General features: G+C 45.1%; 14 protein-coding genes. All 14 read left to right on the top strand.

The annotated features are described in order from the left end of the window. Nucleotides 1–55: 55 nt before the first annotated feature. On the top strand, nucleotides 56–1,354 hold the full coding sequence (locus GC096_RS00435) for a DUF455 family protein (RefSeq protein ID WP_171628332.1): 1,299 nt from the start codon (nucleotides 56–58) through the stop codon (nucleotides 1,352–1,354). Further along, nucleotides 1,347–1,682, top strand: a complete 336-nt coding sequence (locus GC096_RS00430; protein ID WP_171628331.1) for a 2Fe-2S iron-sulfur cluster-binding protein — start codon at nucleotides 1,347–1,349, stop codon at nucleotides 1,680–1,682. Before GC096_RS00435 ends, GC096_RS00430 begins: the two co-directional genes overlap by 8 nt. After that, on the top strand, nucleotides 1,663–2,454 hold the full coding sequence (locus GC096_RS00425; RefSeq protein ID WP_171628330.1) for a sugar phosphate isomerase/epimerase family protein: 792 nt from the start codon (nucleotides 1,663–1,665) through the stop codon (nucleotides 2,452–2,454). The genes GC096_RS00430 and GC096_RS00425 overlap by 20 nt, the downstream gene beginning before the upstream one ends. 150 nt (nucleotides 2,455–2,604) lie before the next feature. Beyond that, on the top strand, nucleotides 2,605–4,881 hold the full coding sequence (locus GC096_RS00420) for a helix-turn-helix domain-containing protein (RefSeq protein WP_171628329.1): 2,277 nt from the start codon (nucleotides 2,605–2,607) through the stop codon (nucleotides 4,879–4,881). Nucleotides 4,882–5,128: 247 nt separating this feature from the next. Then, nucleotides 5,129–6,106 (top strand): ABC transporter permease, encoded by a 978-nt coding sequence (locus tag GC096_RS00415; protein ID WP_171628328.1) that lies wholly within the window; start codon nucleotides 5,129–5,131, stop codon nucleotides 6,104–6,106. 19 nt (nucleotides 6,107–6,125) lie between these two features. Next, nucleotides 6,126–7,007: a carbohydrate ABC transporter permease gene (locus GC096_RS00410; RefSeq protein WP_171628327.1), complete on the top strand. Its 882-nt coding sequence runs from the start codon at nucleotides 6,126–6,128 to the stop codon at nucleotides 7,005–7,007. A gap of 65 nt (nucleotides 7,008–7,072) precedes the next feature. Further along, a complete protein-coding gene (locus tag GC096_RS00405) occupies nucleotides 7,073–8,626 on the top strand; it encodes an ABC transporter substrate-binding protein (RefSeq protein WP_171628326.1) in 1,554 nt (517 codons plus the stop codon). Nucleotides 8,627–8,702: 76 nt separating this feature from the next. After that, on the top strand, nucleotides 8,703–11,081 hold the full coding sequence (galA, locus tag GC096_RS00400; protein WP_171628325.1) for a beta-galactosidase GalA: 2,379 nt from the start codon (nucleotides 8,703–8,705) through the stop codon (nucleotides 11,079–11,081). Between the two features lie 172 nt (nucleotides 11,082–11,253). Then, on the top strand, nucleotides 11,254–12,567 hold the full coding sequence (locus tag GC096_RS00395) for a response regulator (RefSeq protein ID WP_171628324.1): 1,314 nt from the start codon (nucleotides 11,254–11,256) through the stop codon (nucleotides 12,565–12,567). A 146-nt stretch (nucleotides 12,568–12,713) separates the two neighbouring features. Next, on the top strand, nucleotides 12,714–14,039 hold the full coding sequence (locus GC096_RS00390; RefSeq protein WP_171628323.1) for an ABC transporter substrate-binding protein: 1,326 nt from the start codon (nucleotides 12,714–12,716) through the stop codon (nucleotides 14,037–14,039). A gap of 7 nt (nucleotides 14,040–14,046) precedes the next feature. Further along, nucleotides 14,047–14,937 carry a carbohydrate ABC transporter permease gene (locus GC096_RS00385; protein ID WP_171628322.1) on the top strand — a complete coding sequence of 297 codons (891 nt, stop codon included), beginning with the start codon at nucleotides 14,047–14,049 and terminating at the stop codon, nucleotides 14,935–14,937. Between the two features lie 19 nt (nucleotides 14,938–14,956). Next, nucleotides 14,957–15,787, top strand: coding sequence for a carbohydrate ABC transporter permease (locus GC096_RS00380; RefSeq protein WP_171628321.1), 831 nt, complete (start codon nucleotides 14,957–14,959; stop codon nucleotides 15,785–15,787). A gap of 9 nt (nucleotides 15,788–15,796) precedes the next feature. Beyond that, nucleotides 15,797–17,329 (top strand): sulfatase family protein, encoded by a 1,533-nt coding sequence (locus GC096_RS00375; RefSeq protein ID WP_171628320.1) that lies wholly within the window; start codon nucleotides 15,797–15,799, stop codon nucleotides 17,327–17,329. Between the two features lie 101 nt (nucleotides 17,330–17,430). Continuing rightward, complete coding sequence (locus GC096_RS00370; protein ID WP_171628319.1) at nucleotides 17,431–18,816, top strand: extracellular solute-binding protein; 1,386 nt, start codon at nucleotides 17,431–17,433, stop codon at nucleotides 18,814–18,816. The last annotated feature ends 2 nt before the right edge of the window (nucleotides 18,817–18,818 follow it).

The raw sequence follows: 18,818 nt of genomic DNA, 5'->3' as shown, positions 1-18,818 counted from the left end.
GGTAAAATCAAGTTAATAAACGAGATATACTACTGATTATAAGGAGTGAGTGTCGATGGCACAAGCGTTAATAATGGGGAACCCGGGTCGTATGACAGTTGATTCCGCATCTGAAATGTTAAAAATGTTGTATTACGTCGAACGCGAACTTATGCGTTTGTTGGGTGGATATTTGTTAAACGTGTCGGATTGGGAGTTGAAAAAAACGATTCCTCGCCATATGTGGCAGGATTCACTTCGCGCGAATGCTTTGCGCTCTAGGGTGCTTGAGCTTCGCTATCCGCGTAGAGACGTTGATGAAGGCCATGATCAGCAACTTACAAATTTCCTGAATATTCTTAGCAAGTGTGCCAATGAAAGGGAATTCATTGAAGGCGTTTACTTCGTGACGAAAGAATTCTTAAAAACACGATATGAAAACTATTTGCAGATCGCAGAGCCGATTGACGATGCGCCTACCATCGCTTTCATGAAACGATTTCCAGAAGAAATAGCCGAGCAGCTGCTTGATGTTCAACGATTATACCCGCAAATCACGCGACGTTTTGTCGCGGCGGATGAATGGATATCCTATCTGGAACGATATGTAGCGGATTTCAGTGGAAGAGAGGAGAAGGGGCAGTCAGCACAGGACTTATCTATTAGCGCAGAAATTACGGCGAGACCTGCCTATGTATTGCCCGAAATTCCCGCTCGTGATCCTAAATTCGAGAAAGCGCTCTATCATCTGCCTCCTAAATTTTTCACACCGGCAGAAAGCTCAATGAGCTTCATCGAGCGTCAAGTGTGCATGGCAATTAACCATGTGAATGAGATGTGGGCATGCGAAGCAATTGGAGCCATGGTGTGGGAGTGGGATGATATGCCATGGGAGTTCTACTTGGATACGGCCCGGTGGTGTTATGACGAGCTCCGGCATTGCTTAATGGGTGAAAAGCGGCTAAAGGCGTGGGGATTCGAAATCGGCGTCGACCATGCCATGGTGGCTGATCACTACATTTCGCAAAACGGCCATGGAGCATTGTCGTTATTGGCTATGATACACAAATTCGAGAATAAAGCGCCTGTGTGGAAAAGCAGCTTGGTCACGGAATTCACGGCACAAGGGGATACGGCAAGCGCGCAAGATTTCGATTACGACTGGGCAGATGAGAGCATTCATATGCAGTATGGTCATAAATGGCTCAGTTACAAACTTAATAACGACATTGATGCGATTGAAGATTTAATGGAAGAATCAGCCGAGCGTTGGGATGACTGGCATGCGAAAGCGAAGCGTCAATGGGATTATGAGCCATTCCTTTCACGCATTACGGCCAAAATCGCCCTTATCGAGAGTGAAAACCATGAATAATTCAATCAAGGTGTTGAACGAAGGAAACGAGCATGTATTCGAGGTGGAAGACAAAGAATTAATTCTCGACGCGGCGATCCGCCAACAGGTACCCATTCCTTATACATGTCGTAATGGGACATGCCGAACCTGCCTTTATCAAGTAGTTGAGGGAACGGTCATTCAGGAGGACGCGGACATTTGCATGATTTCGGAGCAAGAGCTGGAAGCGGGTCGTCGATTACTATGTATGTCGACTTTGCAAGGAGATGCGGTCATTGAGAAGGTCGTACGCAAACGTAGAAGACCAGAAGGAGAGGTGACGAACCTTGGAGCTACGGCTATATAAATCGTTGTGGGGGATGGAGAATGGTACCCTCAGAGAGAATTTCAGGAAAATTGCCGCTGCTGGATATACAGGAGTCGAAGCGGGAGTACCGTCAAAGGAACAGCGCAGCGAGTTCACAGAGCTCTTGGAGGAGCACGGATTAACCTACATTGCCTTGATCGGAACATCGGAAGACCATGATCATACGTTCGCCGAGGGAGTGGCTGATGCTGCAACTCTCCGGCCGCAGTTGATTATTTCGCATAGTGCCCGCGATGCGATGGATGACGATACGCAATTGCGGTTTTTCGAAAGTGCCCTAGAAGTGGAGAGACACCATGGTATTCCGATTGGTCACGAGACGCACCGTCACAGGGCTATGTTCACCCCTTGGACGACGTCAAGGCTGCTGAGTGCACTACCGGATCTGAAGATTACGGCAGATTTCAGTCATTGGTGCTGTGTTTGCGAAACGTTACTGGAAGATCAGGTGGATCATCTGAAGATCGCCTTTGAGCGAACGATTCATATTCATGCCCGCGTAGGTTACGCACAAGGTCCGCAAGTTCCACACCCTGGTGCGCCGGAGTACGCCGCCGAATTAGCAGCCCATGAATCGTGGTGGCGGCAAATCCTGCAAGCCCGCGCCGAGCAGGGCTTCACGTTCACGACACTTACACCTGAATTCGGACCTCCAGGCTACATGCCTACATTGCCATACTCGAATCAACCGGTTGCGGATTTGTGGAGCGTATGTGAGTGGATGAAGGAAAGATTGCAAACGAATAGGTAGTAACACTCAGGGTACAACAAACTCGCTTTGTTGTACCTTTGTGGTATATTCGTTTAGGACAGGGCGAAACTGTTAACGGTAATGTTTTCGGGCAGGTGTCAGAGGAATCGTCTATAATTTGGTTATGTATCAAGAAAGGGGCACTCATTCATGGGGCATAACATCAACGCACCTCAGCGGCTTTTCGTGAAAATGGTGGCTTCCATAACACTTCTGGTTGTCGTGGTCATGATGCTGCTATCGTTCATTTTGTACCTGAATTTCGAGAAAATCCATTCCCGGCAAGTGTCGGAAGCGAATCTAAATGTGCTATCGCAAATTAGTTACAGTGCTAACTACATGTACGAAAATGCCAAAAACTTTGCCGTATCACTTTACGTTGATGAGAAAAACGTTCCCCTGATGTACAGTGAGACGGAGAATTACGATTTAGTAAGCTCGCAAATCAAATATTTGAACACGCTCGTCGAGCAATCCCCGTTCGTTCATTCCGTTTATGTATATAATAACAAGCTGGACAAGTACTATTCGACGTGGAAATCTCCGATAAATGATGCCAAATCATTTTTCGATCAGGATATCGTGAATGTGGTTAGTGAGATGAAATTTAGCCCGGAGACCAAGTTTGCGCCGATTCTCAGGAAAATCCCTGTCAGTTTAGCAGGTCAAACGGAAAGCAATCCGTCTATGGACGTTATTTCCTTCATTCTCTATGATCTCCCGGCAACGGATAATAAAGTTCAAGGCGCTATTATCATCAACATCAACGTGGATTATTTGAACCAGATGATTCATTCCTTAAGCAAGAAACAAATTTCAACCATTTCGGATATTGTCATTCTGAATCAACAAGGGCAAATCGTTACGACAACCTCGCCTGATTATCGATTAATTGATTGGACGAGCCAACCCTACACAAATATCCGCCAAGATCAATCTGGATATCTGCTGCAAAAGATTCATGATGAGAAATTTATGCTGTCTTATGCAACCTCGGACATTCTGAATTGGCGTTTCATCAGTATCGTACCCTATAAACTTATCGTCAAAGATATTAATACAATGAAGCGTATTACATTTCTGGTCTGTGCCATACTTCTGGCTGTTGGGCTTTCCTTGGCATTCATTCTGAGCAGGTACTTATATGCCCCTGTTGAGGTTCTTTTCGGCAAAATGAAATCGTTAGAGAAGGTAAATCGAGAAACGGTCTATTCTAAAAAGATGGATGTCCTCCGAAATTTACTTTCGAATAGGGAGAACGACATTGCCTATTTGCAGAGGATGTTCAGCAGCTATCATATCCCTTTGGAACCAGGCAAAAGTCACCAGCTGTTTATCCTAAGTATCGACCGGTTCAATGAATTCACGCGGAATTATAACAATGGGGACCAGAAATCATTAAAGTTTGCCATCGGCAATGCAGCCAGTGAAATTGCGTCTCGTAAGTTTACTAACGTTTTTGTTGACACGGAAGTAGATAGTATCGTCATCTTGTTTGAAGTTGGGTCCGATACGTACGAGTACAACCGGATACAACAGTATGCGATTATACGTGACATTCAGCAATGGACAGCAGACAATTTGAAGCTATCTTTATCGGCGGCCATTAGTTATGTCGCTTTGGATCTATCGGATATATCCCGGTCCTATTCGGAGGCTCAGACGATTCTAAAGTACCGGATGTTCTTCGGGTGGGGATGTATCTTGACGCCGGATTCACTTGCGCATATTAATGCCGATTATTTCGAACCTCCGGTGAAGCTGGAAGTGAAGCTAGAGGAGCATTTGCTTTACGGCCGGTTGGAAGAGGCTAAGGAAGTACTTGGGGAAATCCATAGCTATATTGGCGAATATGCCTATGATACGGCGATGTCTTATTTATTTTCGTTTGCGTATACGTTGTTTAAGAAAAACAATGAACTACGACCTAATGGGAGCAGCAGGAAGCTCGACATCGATTATTACTCCTTTACCAAAGAATTAGGTTCACTCGAAACCATGGATCAAATTTTCATCAAATTTACGGAATTATTTGCGATGATCTGCGAGGTGAACAACCAATCCAAGAACAGCCGCAAAACTGTTATTATTAACTCGATCGTAAAGATTATGGAAAGTAACTATACAGATAAGTCGTTGTCTCATGAAGGGATCGCCAATACCTTGAATTTATCACGGGATTATATCGGTAAATTATTTCGGGAATCCTACGAGATGTCCATTGCGGATTATATCAATGAGATTCGCTTGAATAAAGCGAAGGAACTACTTGAACAGGATAGCCGGACAGTCTCCGACATTATGGAGGCCATTGGCTGGGAGAACAAAAACTATTTCTATAAAATGTTTAAATTAAAGTTCGGTGTAACAACTAGCGAGTATCGACTGCATAAGGTTGCCGAAGCGGCAGAAAAAGTGGATGATTAATCGTGCCGCTTGGTACCTGTCTGGTCACGAACGGCAAGAGGTCAATTTTCCGTGAATTGGCCTTTTTGGCATGCCCAAATGGCAGAGTGCAATATTCCGAACTTCATGTAAAATTCCGTACAATAAGGAAAAGACGGGCTTTTTACTGAATTGTGTGGTTTACGCTCAAGGGAAAATCGGGGTAGGCTGTAGATACGAAAGCAAACCTAACAGAATGATTAAACAGAACGGAAGTGGTGAAACTAACATGGAAACAAACACAGCCAATACGCTCAGCGGTGTATTAAGAAAGAGGAAGAGCCGAACGAGAATACAACGTTTTATGTATGCGATGCGTCAGAACAAATGGTTGTTTGCGATGGCGGCACCCGGTGTGCTTTTCCTTCTTATTTATGCCTACACGCCAATGTTGGGACTTGTAATCGCATTCAAGCGGTATAAGTTCGACGAAGGAATTTTCGGCAGCAAATGGGTTGGCTTTCAGAACTTTGAATTTCTATTTGCTACACGTGATGCCTGGCAAATAACACTGAATACGTTGTACTTGAATGCACTATTTATAGTAATCGGAACGGTAAGCTCCATGTTTGTTGCGCTGTTACTCAATGAAGTTCGGAAAAAAGGACTCCTTAAATTTTATCAGTCAGCGCTATTCTTTCCTTATTTTCTGTCTTGGGTCATTGTCGGGTACTTTACCTACGCATTGCTCAATTATGATAGCGGAACGATCAATAAACTGCTGGAATCCGTTGGTTTCTCCAAAATTCAATGGTATGCCAAACCGAATTACTGGCCTTTCATTTTGATTATCGTGTACGTCTGGAAAAATATTGGGTATTTCAGTGTTATTTATTTGGCATCGATGATGGGGATCAGTCATGAATATTATGAAGCTGCCAAAATAGACGGAGCAAACAAATGGCAGCAAATCACCAAAATCACGATTCCGCTGCTTATACCTGTCATTACGATTATGACATTGCTCCAAATTGGACGTATCTTTTATGCTGATTTCGGGTTGTTCTATCACGTCCCGCAAAATACAGGGTTACTTTATTCAACGACAGACGTCATCGATACGTATGTATTCCGCTCTTTACGTATGCTGGGGGATGTAGGAATGGCTTCAGCGGCGGGATTCTATCAAGCGGTTGTAGGGTTAATTCTGGTATTGCTCTCCAATTGGATTGTTCGCAGAATTAATCCAGACAATGCCTTATTTTAATGAAGAGAGGAGGTTGAATATGGAATCCCGGCAAATTCACAACGCAGAAATCGTCCAACGTTTCATCGTTAATGGCATTTTAATACTCGTTAGTATACTCTGCCTCATCCCGTTATTATTAGTACTGTCGGCTTCCCTATCGGATGAAACGGCTATTTCGGAATATGGCTATACGCTGATCCCCAAAGTCTGGAGTCTATTTGCTTATAAGTATGTCTTATCAGAACCGACACAGATTATGCAGGCTTATGGTGTGACGGCTCTAGTAACCCTATTAGGTACGGCCATCTCCTTGCTTGTTTCTTCCTTACTTGCGTATACCTTATCGCGTCAAAGCTTTGTATTACGCAAGCCGCTGTCGTTTTACGTATTTTTTACCATGTTGTTTAATGGTGGAATCGTACCGACGTATATATTGGTTACGCAATATTTGCATCTCAAAAACAGCATATGGGCGCTCATCATCCCCTATATCGTTATTCCGTGGTTCGTTCTGTTGTTAAGATCGTATTTCACACAAATTCCAGAGTCATTGATCGAAAGCGCCAAGATAGAAGGTGCGGAGGAATTGCGGATTTTCTTCCAGATTGTGATTCCCTTATCGCTTCCAGCCATGGCGACAATCGGATTGTTTATCATCCTGATGTACTGGAACGACTGGTATTTGGCACTGATGTATGTCGATACCCCTAAAATTTATCCGTTACAATACTTACTGTACTCCATCATGGAGAACATTAATGCGATCTCGGCTAACCCACAGACGATGGGCATAGCCCTACCTGGTCAAACGGCACGTATGGCCATAGCTGTATTGGCGACAGGACCTATCTTGTTTGCTTTCATGTTCGTGCAACGGTTTTTCGTTCGAGGGTTAACGGTAGGAGCAGTGAAAGGCTAAATGTAGCTATAGCCGATGATTCGGATTAGCATAGATCATACACATGATTAAGGGGAGGCAAAAAAATGAAAAAACGCAATGTATTCACAGTCGTAACTCTATCTTCATTGATCGTCATGACGGCGCTCACAGGATGCAGCAAATCTACGGAAGAAGCTAGCAGTAAACCGGTAGCAACTGGTGAGGCTAAGCCCTCAGATAGTGGTAAAAGTGGTGAGAAAGCATTAGAGCCTGTCGAACTAACTTGGTATTATCCAGGAACGGTACAGAAGGATGCTGCCCTCATTCAGGAGGAAATCAATAAAATTACAAAAGCAAAAATTAATGCGACTGTGAAGTTGAGTGTGATCGATTGGGGTGCCTACGATCAGAAAATGAATGTCATCAATGCCACCAATGAGCCGTATGATCTTGCTTTCACGTCGAGCTGGACGAACAATTATTATCAAAATGTAGCCAAAGGCAGCTTTGCTCCGCTGGATGAACTGCTAACCAAATATGCACCTAAGCTGAAATCGAGCATGCCCGCACAGTTCTGGGATGCAACTAAGGTTGATAACAAAATTTACGGTATCATTAACCAACAAATTTTTGCCAAAGCCTATGGGGTATTTATTCGTAAGGATTTAGCTGACAAATATGGTTTGGATATTAAGACAGTTAAGAAGAGCGAGGATTTGGAACCATTCTTTGACCAAGTATTGAAAGGTGAAAAAGGCATCACGCCATTAGCATTAAATAATGAAGTCAACGTCACACTTCCTTATAAGAGTCAATTCGATACGATCGGCGACCAATTCTCACCTGGTGTCGTGATGATCGGGGATAAAGGTCTGAAAGTTGTCAATCAATATGAAACGCCGGAAATGAAAGCACACTTCGAGGATGCGAAGAAGTGGTTCGATAAAGGGTACATTAAGAAAGATGTCACATCGACCAAGAGAGATCAAGCAGATGGTGATATGAAAGCTGGCAAATATGCTGCTTTGATTAACGTGGTGAAGCCTGGAGGCGAGCAGGAGCTTAAGAGTAAGTACGGCTTCGAATTTGTCAGCGCGTATCTAGAGAAGCCGATTGTATCGACAGAAGGCATCATCTCGACATTAAATGCGATCAGTAAGTCGTCCAAAAATCCAGAGCGCGCCATGATGTTCATGGAACTGATGAATACAGACAAGCAATTATACAATTTGATCTCGCACGGGATAGAAAATAAGCACTATGTGAAAGTGGCAGATAACGTCATTGGCATGCCAAGTGGCGTAACTGCGGAGACGAACAGCTATAATCCGAACTCGGATTGGATGTTCGGTAACCAATTTAATGGCTATTATACCGATAAATCGCAAGTGGGCGCTTGGGAAGCAACGCAAAAGCTGAATAATGAAGCTGCCTATTCGGATTTGTTAGGTTTCAGCTTTAATCCGGAGCCTGTAAACAGCAAAATTGCCCAGGTTACGACAGTGCTGAATCAGTATTTGAACGCGCTTCAAACCGGTACATCCGATCCGAACACACTGTTACCTCAGCTAATTCAGAAATTGAAGGCTGCAGGCGGGGATGACATTGTGAAAGAGAAGCAAGCTCAAATCGACAAGTGGAAAGCATCGAAGAAATAACTATATAGTACAAAAAAAGAAAGGGGACTCTTTAAGTAGGTCTCCTTTCTCTATGAACAAAAGGGGATAACAACTTATGGATCTACAAACGGTTCGAACGAAGAACAGCTTTGACGCAGATTGGCTTTTTCATAAAGGGGATATTCCTATTCGTTATGCGGTTAAGGCCGGCATGACCGGAGGCATCACAGACTGTGAAAAGATGGAGGAGGGGGATTGGCTCGACATTGCATTCGTGGACAAAAGCGTCGATGCAGATACTGTTCCGAAAGACTGGGTATCTGTGCATCTACCCCACGACTGGTGCATAGAAGGCGATTACATCAACGATCCGAATTTAGGCAGCAGGCCGGCGAGCAGCGGGTATTTGCCAACAGGTATCGGTATGTATGTGAAAGTTTTCGATATAGCTAGAGATGATCTAGGCAAGAAAATTAATCTTGAATTTGATGGTGTTATGCGGAATTCAACCGTCTGGGTCAATGGCCATCTCATGGGCAGACATACAAGCGGCTACACCAGCTTTATCTATGATCTAAGCGATGTGTTGCGCTATGGGGATGAGGGAAAGAACGTTGTATGTGTCAAAGTGGACGCTACGGAAAGCGAAGGATGGTGGTACGAGGGATGCGGCATCTATCGGCACGTTTGGCTTACGAAGACGGAACGCGTGCATGTGGCGCATTGGGGAACGTATGTGACGACACCGGTTGTAACCGAATCGCATAGCGATGTTCGTATTCAAACAAGCGTAGAGAACACCAATGCAACATCCGCTGCAATTTCGGTTACATCAACGATCATAGATGGACAAACGGGGGAGACAGTTGGGTCTGTTTCATCCGAAGGCTCGATTGAACCTATTACTAACCTGATGTTCGAGCAGACGGTACGTGTTGCTCAGCCGAAACTTTGGTCACCGGATACGCCTCATTTATATCAAGTATTAACGGAAATACGCAATGTAGAAGGAGCAATCGTTGATACTTATGAAACGACATTTGGTATTCGGACGATTGAATTTACGCCAGACCGAGGTTTTTTTCTAAATGGAAAGCCGTTGATTATTAAAGGAACGTGTAATCATCAGGATTTCGCGGGAGTAGGCGTGGCGCTTCCTGACCGAATTATTGCATATAAAATCGAATTACTTAAAGAAATGGGTTCTAATACGTACCGCAGCGCCCATCATCCGGCTACACCAGAGCTGCTTGATGCATGCGACCGCTTGGGTATGATGGTCATTGAAGAGAATCGTAAACTCGACAGCTCGCCGGAAGGTATCGATAATTTGAAGCGCATGCTGTACCGGGGACGCAACCACCCAAGCATCATCATGTGGAGTATGGAAAATGAAGAGATTTTGGAAGGAACGGTTATGGGTGCTCGCATCCTGCAGACGTTATCCGATGTGACCCATACGATTGATCCTACGCGTCCGACGACTGCTGCATTGAATCACGGCTGGAACGGCGGGGGCTATGCGGAAGCCGTAGATATCGTGGGCTACAATTACGGTCAACGTGAAGATCAAGATGTGAATGATCATATCACGTATCCGGATCGGATCATGATCGGCAGCGAGAGCGCCAGTTGCACGACGACACGCGGCATTTATGAGACGGACGAAATACGCGGGTATGTTCCCGCATACGGAACCGTGTATCCTTCCTGGGGATGTACACCGGAGAAAGCTTGGACCGACGTTGTTCAGAATCCTTTTCTGACGGGCATTGTCGTCTGGACTGGATTCGATTATCGCGGCGAACCGACGCCTTATGAATGGCCATGCATCAATTCGCATTTTGGCATCATGGATACGTGTGGGTTTCCCAAAGACAGCTACTATTATTACAAATCTGTTTGGACGAATGAACCGGTGCTTCATATCATGCCGCACTGGAATTGGGAGGGCCGAGAAGGCGAATCCATTCATGTTCAGATTTACAGTAACTGCGATGCGGTAGAACTGCGTTTAAACGACATAAGCCTAGGAAGAAAGATGATGATTCCGAATTCCCATCTAGCATGGGATGTCCCCTATGAGCCTGGTGAACTGACGGCAACAGGATATAAGGACGATGTAGCCATTCTCGTGAAACGTGTTGCGACTGCTGATGCTCCGAATCAAATCAAGCTGATGCCTGATCGTACGACGATTCAAAGGGATGGTACGGATGTCGTTGTCGTAAGAGTTGCAGTGGCGGATGCATGGGGACGTATCGTTCCAACGGCAGATAATGAAATCCTGTTTACAGTAGAGGGCTCGGGTACTATAATCGGCGTCGGTAACGGGAATCCAAGCAGTCATGAATCAGATAAATCGAACCGCCGTAAAGTTTTTAACGGTTATTGCCTTGTACTGGTTCAGTCCAATGGAGCAGCGGGAACGATCAGACTACGGGCTAGTTCAGTAGGCTTAGTGACGGAAGCGATCACGATAGAAACAGTGTAATGGAGAGTATACAACGCCATGACAGATTGCCCAATCATCTCTTGGAGATTCAGTCTGCTTTTGTTCGCCTTGGTAGCCGTAGGAGTAAATAGGGATGGCAATTGTTTATTATTTCGAGTAAAATAATGGCCACTAAGTTGAATTTGCAAGTACGAAAAGGGTGGAGTCAACCTTGCTGAAATTGATGATTGTAGACGATGAAATTGAAATTCGTGAAGGCTTGCTTGCAATGGAATGGGCAGAACTAGGGCTAACCGTTGTCAAAGTATGTGAGAATGGTCTGGAAGCTTATATGTGGATTAGGGATAATCCCGTAGATATTGTACTAACGGACATTCGCATGCCGCATATGGATGGCATGGAGCTGGCTGCGAAGCTTCACGAGCAATTTAGCTACACAAAGGTCGTTGTCCTCTCGGGCTATGACGACTTCCTATATGCTAGAAACTGTATCCGATATGGTGTAGAGGACTACCTCCTGAAGCCGGTTCGTTTAGACCAGTTAAAGGATACGATGCTCAGATGTGTCAACGGCCTCAATCAGGATAAGCAGCAGCAGATGCGAGCGATTATGCTGGAGCGGCGCTCTATGCTGTTAACTAACGTGCTGAGGAAGAAATTCATTCAGCAATGTACGTCCGTACCCGTTAGTCAGGAAGAGTGGGAGGAAGGGTGCTCAGTTGGGGAAATGCTGTTGGACAGTCCACCTTATACAGTCTGTCTGCTTAAATTTGATATCGACCTATCCGCTCCGTGGGAGGTGGACAAGCACCTACTCGCTTTCGCTCTTCACAACATATTGATAGATTTATGGGACGACAAATATGGCTATCATAGTGTGAATGATTCAACCGTGGAAGTGCTTTTTCTTGCACAAGGAGAAGAGGATTGGATGGTCATCATGACAGAGCTCAGAAAACAGCTCTATGGCATTCGGGGACTATTTCCTTCTACCTTCTCGATCAGCATAGGCCAGACGGTTAACTCCATACAAGATCTGCCTCTGTCCAGACTAAGTGCGGATAAAGCCCTCTCTTCAGGGGACGTGGATTGCATTCAAGTGTATGATCATAAGCAATTCGATCCCTCAACCAGGCAGACCGCTGAGCCAGACACCATATTGCTTCAGCAACTCCAGCATGTGGGACCGCTTAATCAGACAGGCATGGATGTGGTTAATCAAGGGAAGGCATATATTCGAGCAAACTATAATCGCTCAATAACGTTATCTGAGGTGGCAGATCATGTTCATGTGAATGCCAGTTATTTAAGCTTTTTGTTCAAAGAAATGTCTGGTGAAAATTATATCGCTTATTTAACTTCATGTCGGATCGAAGCAGCCAAAGAACTGCTCGCTGAGACTCAATACAAAGTATATGAAATTGGAGAAATGGTGGGGTATGAGAACTCGCGATATTTCTCGCAAATTTTTCGCAAAATAACCGAACAGACGCCAAATGATTATCGTATTTCCGTGAGGAATTGATTGCCTTTAGCTCTTATGACACTTCCAGATCCCAAAAAAATCGAACATCCATCCAAAAGTAGCGGCATTGAGACAATGCCGCTATTTCTTTACTATGAAAAGTGTAAAGCAAATAACAGATTTGGATGACGAGGGGATTGATTGAAATGAATTGGAAGCGCTATGCGTTTGGTATGATGTCAACAGTAATGGCAGTCTCGCTTACAGCTTGTACGACTACGAAGGAGGCTGCACCCTCTGCATCAGCTGAGTCGAAAAGCACAACCCCTGCTAAGCCGCAGGAGATGACATTCGTCAGCTGGTCGAGTGAAGAAACGACAGGTAAATCAATTATTCAAGATGGTATGGTAGGCTCTTGGAACAAGAAAGAGACCGCATTCCCGATCAAAACAGTGGGTTATCCATGGGATAAGTCCCTGGAGCAAATTATTCTCAAATCACAGGCCAAACAGGATATGGATATTGCACAAGTCGATATTACTTGGTTTAATACGCTGAATAAAATGGGCGTCATGGTGGATTTAAATACGTTATTAGATCCACAATGGATCAAAGATAACTTCGACGAGGCAGCATTGAAGGCAGGTCAAGTTGATGGCAAACAGTATGCGCTTCCGTGGACAGTTGCTGCTATTTCCATGTTGTACAATCCGGTTATTACTGAAAAAGCTGGTATTACAGGCGTGCCTGCGACACTGCAACAATTCGAAGAAGCGCTAGCCAAGGTGAAAGCGAGCAACCCAGATGTGATTCCTTATGCGGCTATGACGAAGAATGGAGCTAACATTTCCCAGGATTTCCAGACGTGGTTGTGGACCAATGGAGGCAGTGTTTTCGATGCTAGCGGAAATGTAACCATTAACAATGATAAAGGGGTTCAAACCCTGACTTGGTTCAAAGGACTTTTCGATAAAGGTTATATCAAAATGGACATCGACCGCGTCGAAGCGAGAAATCTATTCTCGCAAAATAAGGTAGCTTTCTATGATGATTCGATTGTTGCTCGAGGCTTCCAAGTATCCAAAGGAATCTCCGACGCTGACATGCCGAAGCATCTCGTACCGATGCCGCGCCCTGTAGCCAAAGAAGGCGATAAGCAGCAAGCCAAGCTATGGGGTCATTATTTGATGGTTTCGAAGGATTCGAAGAATCCCAAAAAGGCAGCTGAGTTCATTAAATCCATTTTGACCGATCAAGAGCTTGCGATTAAATACTTCAAATCCGCCTCAACACCACCAGTAATTAAGAAAATTGCCGACCTGCCGGAAGTGAAGAACGACGCGTACACAACGGGTTATCTGAAAATTGCAGCTAGCTCGAAGGCAGGCGAAACAGAAAAGTATGCGCAATCCAAGACAATGGATCAAGTCATTTCCGAAGAGATTCAAGCGGCACTGTTGAACGCCAAAACACCGCAAAAAGCGATGGACGATGCAGCTGCAAGATTAAAAGAAACTTTGAAAAAAGAGTGATGAGCCTATGATTGCTAATGTGAAAAAGAAGGCATCAACAGAAAACCGTATCGGTTTTCTGTTGGTCTTACCTGCTATGCTGGTCTTTACAGCGATTATATTTTATCCGTTCCTTCAGTCTTTGAGCCTTAGTTTTACCGATAAAAGTATGCTCAGTCCTAGCATGAATTTTACTGGAATTACGAATTTCATTAGCTTGTTCAAGGACCCCAATTTCTATGAGATTTTCAAGAATACACTGATCTTTGTAGCCGGGGGCACACTGCTCCCCTTCCTGCTCGCATTTGCCTGGTCCATCGTATTAAATGAAGGCTTTCGCGGTGAGAAGCTCTTGCGAACGTTGACGCTTGTTTGCTGGGTTATCCCGAGCACGTCGATTGGACTCTTATGGATCTGGATGTTTAACGGTAATTACGGGGTAATCAATGCTTTTATGCAGCATTTGGGGCTCATCTCCAAGAACATCACATTCATGGGACGGCCGGATACCGCAATGATTGCGGTTATCATCGCCAAAACTTGGCAAACCTTACCTTGGTTCATGGCGTTTCTCCTCGGAGGACTGCAATCCGCGCCGCAAGATCAGGCAGAAGCTGTTAAGATGGATGGCGGCAACAACTGGACCGTGATGCGCCATGTGATTATGCCCCATATGAAATCGCTGGTATACATCATTTTAATTCTAGGCGTGATCGGTAGTTTTCAACAATTCGATCTCGTATGGGTTATGACGCAAGGGGGACCTGCGCGATCAACGACGACGCTTGCAGTTGAAGTGTATCGGCGCGCTTTTGAGAGTTACGATATTGGAGGGGCTGCTGCTGTAGGAATGGTTTGGGTGCTTCTGCTATCAATATTCGCCGTTATGTACGTACGAAGCATGAAAGATAAATCATAACGGAGGAGGGCATTAGCTTATGTTTGAGAAAACATGGGGGTTTCGGCTCTTTTTCTGGTCGACACTCATTTTGATAGGTTTGTTTATTATGTTCCCCTTATATTGGATGTTGAATACAGCGTTGAAACCAGCGGCTGAAACACTCGTTCCGACACTGGTTCCTAGCCATCCGACGTTAAGTAATTTTTGGAAAGTTATTCAAGACCCGCAGCTTAGACAATATGTGAAAAATAGTTTGTTTACTGCAGGAGTAAGCAGTATTCTTGCGACATTCATTTCCGCTTATGCGGGATTCAGCTTCTCTAAATTTCGCTATCGCGGACGGAAGTCATTCATGAGCGCCATCATGATTTCCAAGATGTTTCCTTACGGCGTTCTTCTGTTGTCCATTTATATCCTGATGCAGAGATATGGACTGTTAGACAGTTATACGTCACTAATTTTGGCCTTTGTAACGTTTACGCTCCCTGTTGGTACATGGACTTTAAAAACATATTTTGATGAAATTCCAGATGAGGTATTGGAATCTGCCAAAATGGATGGAGCAGGTTGGATGTTGATCATCCACCGCATTATTTTTCCGTTGGCACTACCAGGTTTAGTTTCGGTTGCGATATTTGGGTTCGTCTTAAGCTGGAACGACTTACTGTATTCACTGACATTGGTTACGGATCCAGCCAAGCGAACGTTGGCTCCTGGACTTGTTATGAAGTACATCGGAGAGTCAAGTTCTGATTATGGCGGGATGATGGCAGCGTCGATCATGGTTTCTGTTCCCGTGACAATGATTTTCCTCGTGTTACAACGTTTTTTTATCAAGGGACTAACCGCAGGTGCCGTGAAAGGATAGGTGTAACATATGCCAACTACATCAAGAAAGCCAAATGTGATCTTGATCACGACCGATCAGCAGCGGAAGGACAGTTTGGGGTGCTATGGGTCGGATTTCGTCCATACGCCACATCTGGATCAACTGGCTAATGATTCAGCGCTCTTTGAGCGGGCGTATTGCACGAATCCTGTATGCACACCAAGTCGAGCTTCCATTTATAGTGGCAAGTATGTCAGTCATCATGGCGCGTGGAATGTTGGTACTGCGATTTCAGAGGACGAAGTGTTGCTTCCCCATCAATTTGCAGAGTATGGATACCGGACGCACCATATCGGCAAAGCGCATTTTCAGCCATATTTCATTACACCGGATCAGTCGATGGAATCCAAAGAAGAGGGCTGGGAGACTCATGCCGAGCAGTTTCACGGTCCCTACTATGGCTTTCAATCCGTAGAACTGGCGATCGGCCATTCTTTATATGGAATGCGAGGTCATTATGGACTTTGGGTCAAGGAACAATCCGGCAAGACGGCCTTTGATGCGGAGCGCAAAGGAACGATGGCGTTCGGTGGAGAGGCCTATGATTGGGATTTACCCGAGCACCTGCATAACAGCAGATGGACTGCGAATCGCGCTTGCGCTTTCATCCGCGATCAAGCCCAGGAAGAGAAGGAACCCTTCTTCCTGAGCATAGGTTTCCAGGATCCTCATCATCCTCATGCGCTCCCTGTAGAGCGAGCGAAGAAGATAAATACGGATAATATACCTTTGCCTAACTTTGAAAAGGGAGAACTTGACGATAAACCGCCACATTTCGCAGCCGTGCAAACGGGGGAATGGAATGAGGATCACCCTCTTCATGGGAAATATCCAATGGCTGGACAGTCTTCTGATGGGAATGACTATCGTTTGGTAAATGATGAAGACGCTCTTCTTGGCAAAGCCTATTACTATAGCATGGTCGAGATGGTGGATGAGGCGATCGGTGAAATTCTTGCGTCGTTAAGAGAAGCGGGTATCGACCAAGATACAATCATCGTGTTTACTTCAGATCATGGGGAACTGCTGGGGGATCACGGGATATGGATGAAAGGGCCATTTCATTACGAACAGCTTATTAATGTGCCACTGCTCGTTCATTGGCCTGAAGTCATTCCAGCAGCTCGACATGGCGCAATCATCAGCCTGGTGGATATAGCGCCTACGTTGATGTCCTTATGCGGGCTGCTCACTCGCGTGCGCATGGATGGCTTAGATGCAAGTGAGCTTCTCAAGGGCCAGCTGCATTATGTGCGCGAGAGCGCTTTGATCGAATGCATTGATGACCAAGAGAAGCTGCGTCTCAAAACGTTAGTGACCAAGCAGCATAAGTTGACGATTTATTATGGTGCATACGGCATAGATTATGGAGAGTTATATGATCTGGTCATAGACCCGCACGAGCGACGCAATCTTTGGAATCTCGCTGATTATAGGGGCATCCAGTCTGAGCTGCTGCTTAAGTTACTGCATGAGCTAGAGACGATAGAAACAAGACGCGATCGCATTGCGTACGCATAGTAGAAATCCGCCTGTGGTATATCGCATGGGCGGTTTTCCTACTTTTTCCCGTTGTATTCGTTATAATGTAAGAAATATGTCTTACCTACTTGGAGGCTGCGATGATACGGCGTTGGACCGCTTGGACGGCCATACTTGTTATTTTACTAGGATTGATCATCATGTTCGTGCATCAGAAGCGTATTACTTCATCAGAAGAAGTAGATTACTCAGAAGCAAGCGAACCTGAGCGTGTCACCATTACATTTGCGGCACGAGACATTGAGCTAACCCCTTCGATGATCGCTGACTTTGAGAAAGCGCATCCCAAGGTAGCGATCAAACGAATCGATATGGATACGGGGAAGATGGCCCTGCTTAGTAACAGTGCAACTTCTCCCGATATTTTGTTAATTCGCGGTGCTAAAGAATTGCCGTACTACGCTTTACATGGTTTTGCGATGAATGTGGAAAGTCGAATCAGAAACAGTACGATGTTTCCAAGTGATGATTTATTTCCTGTGACGAATATTTATCGTTTTGACGGCAATAACCAAGGGGCTGGTCCTTACTATGGTTTTATGAAAGACTGGTCGCCTGATTATACGATTATGTACAATAAGACCCTCTTCGATCAAGCGGGCGTCCCGTATCCTGACTCGAAGACGCCGATGACGTGGCAGCAATTGATGGATACAGCCCAAAAGCTAACTGTTAATCAGCAGGAGAATTCTACTCAGCCAATAAGGCAGTATGGCTTAGGGATTAATAACCATTTCACAGCACTGAATCAAGATGTGCTATTGCTGCAGCTTGCCCAATTAGATAAATCACCTTGGTATGATCATTATCGAAAGGCTGACTTTACATCTCCCGAGATGAGTCGTATTCACAATCTCTGGAATGAAGCGGTAGATCACGCCGTAGGACCGACTCCAATAAATGCAGAACTGAAAACACCCTCCTCGTTGTTTCTCGATGGCAAGATGGGGATGTTCATGGTCGGTTATTGGTTCTTGAACTCCATCGAGCAGATGGGCATGGGCGGGAAGTCCTTTCCTGTCGGCTTCGCTCCGGCTCCTGTATTTGAGGATGGTAAGCGGCTCTCTCCTGTGCAAGCAGGCGTAGGTGGCATTATCTCGGCCAAAACAGCACATAAAGAAGAGGCATGGGAAGTGTTCGAGTGGTTCTTCGCAGGTCCTCCAGCGGATGAACGGGCCAAGCAAGGCTGGGGTGTACCAGCTTTTCGTTCGAAATTCAAACTCCTGCCCAAAGATACGGAACTGCAGCGCGCAGCTTTCGCGTTCGTTCAAGCTGAGCTGGCATATTGTGATACGTTGCTGGATAACAACCCCTACTTACTGGAAAATTCGCTAACGCAAGCGTTGGATAAAAATATCGTTCCTGTCTATTTTCATCGTAAATCCATGGATCAAGCGTTCTATCAACTAACAGAAGAGATGAACTATAGTATTACGGATAGTATCCTGAACACCCAGATTAAATAAGA

Source organism: Paenibacillus plantarum, from assembly GCF_013141695.1.
GTDB classification, from domain to species: Bacteria; Bacillota; Bacilli; order Paenibacillales; family NBRC-103111; genus Paenibacillus_E; species Paenibacillus_E plantarum.
Note: the sequence above shows the minus strand (reverse complement) of the source record. Positions and strands in the feature narration are given on the sequence as shown.

Bases quoted from the DNA above. Each gene is read 5' to 3' on its own strand.
- GC096_RS00435 (WP_171628332.1), top strand. From the start codon at position 56: ATGGCACAAGCGTTAATAATGGGGAACCCGGGTCGTATGACAGTTGAT.
- GC096_RS00430 (WP_171628331.1), top strand. From the start codon at position 1,347: ATGAATAATTCAATCAAGGTGTTGAACGAAGGAAACGAGCATGTATTC.
- GC096_RS00420 (WP_171628329.1), top strand. From the start codon at position 2,605: ATGGGGCATAACATCAACGCACCTCAGCGGCTTTTCGTGAAAATGGTG.
- GC096_RS00415 (WP_171628328.1), top strand. From the start codon at position 5,129: ATGGAAACAAACACAGCCAATACGCTCAGCGGTGTATTAAGAAAGAGG.
- GC096_RS00410 (WP_171628327.1), top strand. From the start codon at position 6,126: ATGGAATCCCGGCAAATTCACAACGCAGAAATCGTCCAACGTTTCATC.
- GC096_RS00405 (WP_171628326.1), top strand. From the start codon at position 7,073: ATGAAAAAACGCAATGTATTCACAGTCGTAACTCTATCTTCATTGATC.
- galA (WP_171628325.1), top strand. From the start codon at position 8,703: ATGGATCTACAAACGGTTCGAACGAAGAACAGCTTTGACGCAGATTGG.
- GC096_RS00390 (WP_171628323.1), top strand. From the start codon at position 12,714: ATGAATTGGAAGCGCTATGCGTTTGGTATGATGTCAACAGTAATGGCA.
- GC096_RS00385 (WP_171628322.1), top strand. From the start codon at position 14,047: ATGATTGCTAATGTGAAAAAGAAGGCATCAACAGAAAACCGTATCGGT.
- GC096_RS00380 (WP_171628321.1), top strand. From the start codon at position 14,957: ATGTTTGAGAAAACATGGGGGTTTCGGCTCTTTTTCTGGTCGACACTC.
- GC096_RS00375 (WP_171628320.1), top strand. From the start codon at position 15,797: ATGCCAACTACATCAAGAAAGCCAAATGTGATCTTGATCACGACCGAT.
- GC096_RS00370 (WP_171628319.1), top strand. From the start codon at position 17,431: ATGATACGGCGTTGGACCGCTTGGACGGCCATACTTGTTATTTTACTA.